The organism is Bifidobacterium cuniculi, from assembly GCF_000741575.1.
Taxonomy (GTDB): Bacteria; Actinomycetota; Actinomycetes; order Actinomycetales; family Bifidobacteriaceae; genus Bifidobacterium; species Bifidobacterium cuniculi.
This window is the reverse complement of sequence record NZ_JGYV01000022.1, coordinates 1-5,942: the sequence shown is the minus strand read 5'-3', so window position 1 is coordinate 5,942 and position 5,942 is coordinate 1. Positions and strand designations below refer to the sequence as shown.

Sequence of the window (5,942 nt, the reverse complement as noted above, 5' to 3'; positions counted from 1 at the left end):
CTGAGGAGCACGGGGCCTTGGAATAGGCGGAGGTGACGTGCATGATGGCTGTCGCATGGAGCGCTGGGCTCCTATGCGGCACAGGCATCGCGTGAGAAATTGTTCATTTTTCTGAACAAAATCCAGGACGCGGGCCGCGCCGGCGCGGCCCGCGTCCTGGATTTTGTTCAGAAAAATGAACAATTTCTCAGGGGGCTTGGCGTGGGGGTGTCAGTTTCGGCCGCAGTGGTGTCAGTTTCGTATGGAAGCATGGGACGGTTCGGGCGTTGTTTGGCCCTAGCTGCCGAAGGCGTGTCTTGAAGCGCTCAACACATTGTGCTGCATGGTTTACAATCGTGCCATGGACGGTCGCCCGGCATCCAGTGCGGCATGCAGGGCGGCTTTGCGGGCACTATCAGAAAGGACCATCGCCATGGCCATGACCTTCCCCAAGGACTTCATGTTCGGCACCGCCACCTCCGCCTACCAGATCGAGGGTGCGGTCGACGAGGGCGGGCGCACCCCCTCCATCTGGGACACCTTCGCCCACTCGGGCCACACCGTCAACGGGGACAGCGGCGATGTCGCCGACGACTTCTACCACCGCTGGGAGGAGGACCTCAAGCAGCTGCGCGACCTCGGCGTCAACGCCTACCGCTTCTCCATCGGCGTGCCGCGCATCATCCCCACCCCAGACGGCAAGGCGAACGAGGAGGGCCTCGGCTTCTACGAGCGCATCGTCGACCGCCTGCTCGAGTACGGCATCGACCCCATCGTCACGCTCTACCACTGGGACCTGCCGCAGTACCTGGGCGACGAGGGCGGCTGGCTCAACCGCGACACCGCCTACCGCATCGCCGACTACGCCGGCATCGTGGCCAAGCGTCTGGGTGACCGCATCAAGACCTACACCACGCTCAACGAGCCGTGGTGCTCCGCGCACCTGAGCTACGGCGCCACCGAGCAGGCGCCGGGCATGGGCGGCGGCCCCATCGCCTTCACCGCCGCGCACCACCTCAACCTGGCGCACGGCCTGATGAGCCAGGCGGTGCGCGCCTACGCCGGCGTCAAGCCGGAGCTGTCCGCCACGCTCAACCTGCAGGTCTCGCGCGGCGACGCCGACGCCGTCCACCGCCTCGACCTCATCGCCAACCGCATCTTCCTCGACCCGATGCTGCGCGGCCGCTATCCGCAGGAGCTCTTCGCCGTCACGCGTGGCATCTGCGACTGGGACTTCATCCGCGACGGCGACCTCGAGCTCATCCACCAGCCGATGGACGTGCTCGGCCTGAACTACTACTCCACGAACCGCGTGGCCATGTCCGACCGCCCGCAGTTCCCGCAGTCCACCGAGGCGAGCACCACCCCGGGCGCCAGCGACATCGACTGGCTGCCCACCGACGGCCCGCACACCGAGATGGGCTGGAACATCGACCCCGACGCGCTCTACGACACGCTCGTGCGGCTCAATGACGACTACGACGGCATCCCGCTGGTCGTCACCGAGAACGGCATGGCCTGCCCGGACCGCGTGGAGATCGGCCCCGACGGTGTCAAGGCGGTGCACGATGCCGAGCGCATCGACTACCTCAAGCGCCACCTCGAGGCCGTCTCGCGCGCCCTCGACGAGGGCGCCGACGTGCGTGGCTACTTCGCCTGGTCGCTCATGGACAACTTCGAGTGGGCCTTCGGCTACACCAAGCGCTTCGGCCTGGTCTACGTGGACTACGAGACCCAGGAGCGCGTACGCAAGGACAGCTTCGAGTGGTACAGGGAGTTCATCAAGGACCATAAGCGCTGAAGCTTCTGCGTGTGATCCGATGAGAAATTGTTCATTTTTTGAACAATTTCTCATGGTGTGTCTGTGGACACGCCACTACTTAAGCGTTTGACGATCCTGTCGGCGGACCGTACCCTGAGAGCACCGCACCCGGGCTTGCAGCGTTGCAGCCGGGCGGCACAACCAAACCAGACCACATGCAACCGCAGGGCCAGTGTCGGCTCCTGCGACAGGGAATCCCAGAGACGACCATGGACATCAAGAAAATCACGGCTGCAGGCGTCGCAGTGGCATGCCTGGCGGCCATGGCAGCCTGTGCGGAGGCGGCAACGGACAGGGCGCGGCCGCAAGCAACGGCGACGTGCTCACCTACCCCGAGATCAAGCTCGGCGAGACCGGCAAGGACCTCATCGCCGACATCACCTTCATGAACGCACGCACCGACATGAACCTCGACACCTACCCGGGCAAGAACTGGAAGGTCTACCTCGAGGACTTCAACGAGATGTACCCGGAATCAAGGTCACCGTGCAGACCGACTCGAACTACGCGGACTCCTCGCTCACCCGCCTCCAGGGCAACAACGACTCCTGGGGCATCATGTGCATCCCCGCAGTGGACAAGGCCGAGTTCAGGAACTACTTCGTGCCCCTGGGCGACCAGGCCACGATGGACAAGGCCATCCGCCTCACCAACGCCCAGACCTCCGAAGGTGTCACCTACGCGTACCGCTCGGCGCCACCGTCTCCGACATCGTCTACAACAAGCGCATCTTCGAGGAAGCCGGCGTCAAGGACGTGCCGAAGACCCCGGAGGAATACATCGCCGCCCACAAGGCGGGCAAGGAGAAGACGGACGTCGTGCCGCTGTACACCAACTTCGTGGCGGAGTGGGCCATGGGCGGCTGGGACGCCTACATCGGTGCCAACGCCACCGGCGACACCAACTTCATGAACGCCATGGCGCACGCAAGGCGCCCTTCGCCAAGAACGCCGACGACGAACAGACCCATCCGTACGCCGTGTACAAGACGCTGTACGACGCGGTGGCGCAGGGACTGACGGAGGAGGACTACTCCACCACCGACTGGGAGTCCCCGAAGGGCAAGATCAACAACGGCGAGATCGCCTCCATGGTGCTCGGCGCCTGGGCCGTACCGCAGATGGAACAGGCCGGCGAACACGCAGACGACGTGCAGTACATGCCCTTCCCGATCACCGTGTACGGCAAGCAGTACGCCACCATGGGCCCCGACTACGCGATGGCCGTGAACAAGAACATCTCCAAGGACCGCCAGGAAGCCGCGATGATCTTCATCAAGTGGATGACCGAGCAGTTCGGTTACGCGCTCGCAGAAGGCCTCATCCCCATGGACCTGGCCAACGACGAGATGCCCGCCCTGTACGACAGCTTCTCCGAGGTGGAGATGGTCGCCGACGATCCCGCACCGGAAGGCGAGGAGGATCTCTTCGCCGACGTGAACTCGGATTCCGAGCTGGGCATCAACTCCGGCAACGGCAAGAAGGTGCAGGACATCGTGGTGCAGGCCGCCACCAAGGGCAAGTCCTTCGACCAGATCATGGACGAGTGGAACCAGAAGTGGGCAGCCGCGGTGGAATCCGAATCCTGAGGGGTTTGGGCTTGGGCCGAGGAGTCCGGCCGGAAGGTTCGGTTCGGACCCGAAGGGCTAGTTGCGGTGGGGCACGCGGCTGGCGCCGCGGGCCCCACCTTCTTTGTGTGCATGGGGGCTGGTAGGTGGGGATTGCGGTGCTTTCGGATGCAAGACCGGGGCTTGGGTGCATGCGGGCCCGCTTGAGAAATCTTCCGTTTTTCCGTGATATTTCTCAAGGGTGGGGTTGGGGGAGGGTGAAGCGCTTAACGGACGGAAGAAGGGAATCGGCCCGTTTCTTCCTCGACGCCGTACTGGCATGACCATGGTTGCACATGGACAAAACGCCGTGATTTCAAGCTGTTAGCGACCTATCCCGCACGGCCGCCCCTGAGTCGCATTCTCCAACGTATGCAATGAGACACGCCGATGGTGCTTAAGCGCTTGACATACTGAAACCGTGAGGATATGCTGAATCCATCATTCACCCACGGCGGCAACGTAGCACGTGGCTGGACGCTCAGCGATGAGCCGGGAGCCATCGGTTCCCGAGAGAACAAGGAAGGATCACTCATGAACCTCAAGAAGATTGCGGCGGCAGGCGTCGCGGTGGCGACCATGGTCAGCATGGCTGCCTGCGGCGGCGGTTCCGGCTCGGGTTCGGAGGCCGCCAACAACAAGGCCGGCGTCACCTACCCGGAAATCAAGCTCGGCGAGACCGGCAAGGACGTCAAGGCCGAAATCACGTTCCTCAACGCCCGTACCGACATGGGCCTGGCCACCTACCCCGGCAAGAACTGGGAGGCCTATCTCAAGGAATTCAACGAGATGTACCCGGACATCAAGGTCAACGTGCAGACCGACTCCAACTACGCCGATTCCGCACTGACCCGCCTCCAGGCGAACAACGACTCCTGGGACATCATGATGATCCCCGCGGTCGACCTGTCCGAACTGGGCAACTACTTCGTCTCCTACGGCGCCACCGACGAAGTCGGCAAGGAAGTCAAGTTGTCCAAGGAGAAGGCCTACGACGGCCAGACCTACGGCATCGCCACCGACGGCCAGACCTCGGGCGTGGTCTACAACGCCAAGGTCTTCAAGGACGCCGGCATCACCGAGCTGCCGAAGACCCCGGACGAGTACATCGCGGACCTCAAGCTCATCAAGGAGAAGACGGACGCCATCCCGCTGTACACCAACTTCGCCGAGGAATGGGCCATGGGCGCCTGGGACTTCTACATCGGCGGCATCGCCACCGGCAACCCGAAGTTCATCAACCAGGTCATGCCACATGACAAGGCTCCCTTCGCCAAGAACGACAAGGACCCACAGACCTACCCCTACGCCGTCTACAACACCCTCTACCAGGCCGTGGCCAACGGCCTGACCGAGGAAGACTACTCCACCACCGACTGGGAGTCCTCGAAGGGCAAGATCAACAACGGCGAGATCGGCTCCATGGTGCTCGGCGCCTGGGCCGTCACCCAGATGAAGCAGGCCGGCGACCATCCGGACGACGTGCAGTACATGCCCTTCCCGATCACCGTGGACGGCAAGCAGTACGCCACCCTGTCCGGCAACTACTCCATGGGCATCAACAAGAACTCCGACGCCAGCCGCCAGGAGGCCGCGATGATCTTCGTCAAGTGGATGACCGAGAAGTCCGGCTACGCCCAGAACGAGGGCGGCATCCCGATCGTCCAGGGCGACGACAAGATGCCCGAGATCTACGAGCACTTCTCCGACGTCGACCTGATCGTGGACGACCCGGCGCTGGAAGGCGAGGAGGACCTCTTCGCCGACATCAACTCCGACTCCGAGCTCGGCATCAACAACGGCAACGGCAAGAAGATCCAGGACATCGTGGTGCAGGCCGCCACCAAGGGCAAGACCATCGACCAGATCATGGACGAGTGGAACCAGAAGTGGGGTGCTGCCGTCGAGTCCGAATCCTGACCGTCTGACTGACTTCACCTGATTGCATTCCGTTTCCAGGGGGGGCGGGGCCCGTGGCGCAAGCTGCGGGCCCCGCCCCCTGTTTTGCGGTGAAGGGTTTTTGGCGAGGGTCCCATGCGTGTCCTCTCATTGCGGCCAAGGTTTGATGCGTGCGCATTCAGGCCTGGAAATCTCGGGTTACCGGCCAAAAAGTGTGTAAAAAAACGGCCCTCATGCGTTCTCCCGGTTGGCGTGAGGGCCGATCCATACCCTAGGGGCCGACCATGCCACCCGGCCAAAAAGTGTGTAAGAAAACCCTTCTGAGACATTGGAACCCTTGGCCTTCCGGCATGTTCATGGTCCCTTGGCCGTTGACTGGTGTCATGCAACGACCAACATGCGCCCGATGTGGCAAGACCATGAGCAAGAACGGCACCACCACGGCGGGCATGACCCGTTACCGGTGCACTACGTGCGGCACGAGCCGTACCACCGTGCAGGACCACACCGCACGCGACCTTCGCTATGGCCTGGACTGGCTGCTGGGCCGCGCCAGCCAGGACGAACACCGACTGCCCGCACGCACCCTGCGGCGACGCTGCCGTGTCCTGTGGGAACTCATCCCGCCCGTACCCA

5 protein-coding genes are annotated in these 5,942 nt (G+C 63.1%); all 5 read left to right on the top strand.

All coding sequences use genetic code 11. The features are described 5' to 3' along the window. Positions 1-412 precede the first annotated feature (412 nt). A complete protein-coding gene (locus BCUN_RS09255) occupies positions 413-1,780 on the top strand; it encodes a GH1 family beta-glucosidase (RefSeq protein ID WP_033518490.1) in 1,368 nt (455 codons plus the stop codon). Between the two features lie 776 nt (positions 1,781-2,556). Then, a complete protein-coding gene (locus BCUN_RS12830) occupies positions 2,557-2,820 on the top strand; it encodes a hypothetical protein (protein WP_152598239.1) in 264 nt (87 codons plus the stop codon). Further along, positions 2,781-3,389, top strand: coding sequence for an extracellular solute-binding protein (locus BCUN_RS12825; protein ID WP_238552414.1), 609 nt, complete (start codon positions 2,781-2,783; stop codon positions 3,387-3,389). The genes BCUN_RS12830 and BCUN_RS12825 overlap by 40 nt, the downstream gene beginning before the upstream one ends. A gap of 447 nt (positions 3,390-3,836) precedes the next feature. Further along, positions 3,837-5,327 (top strand): ABC transporter substrate-binding protein, encoded by a 1,491-nt coding sequence (locus BCUN_RS09245; protein ID WP_238552403.1) that lies wholly within the window; start codon positions 3,837-3,839, stop codon positions 5,325-5,327. Between the two features lie 362 nt (positions 5,328-5,689). Further along, the coding region (locus tag BCUN_RS09240; protein WP_420796478.1) for a transposase-like zinc-binding domain-containing protein at positions 5,690-5,942 on the top strand (253 nt) is incomplete at its 3' end.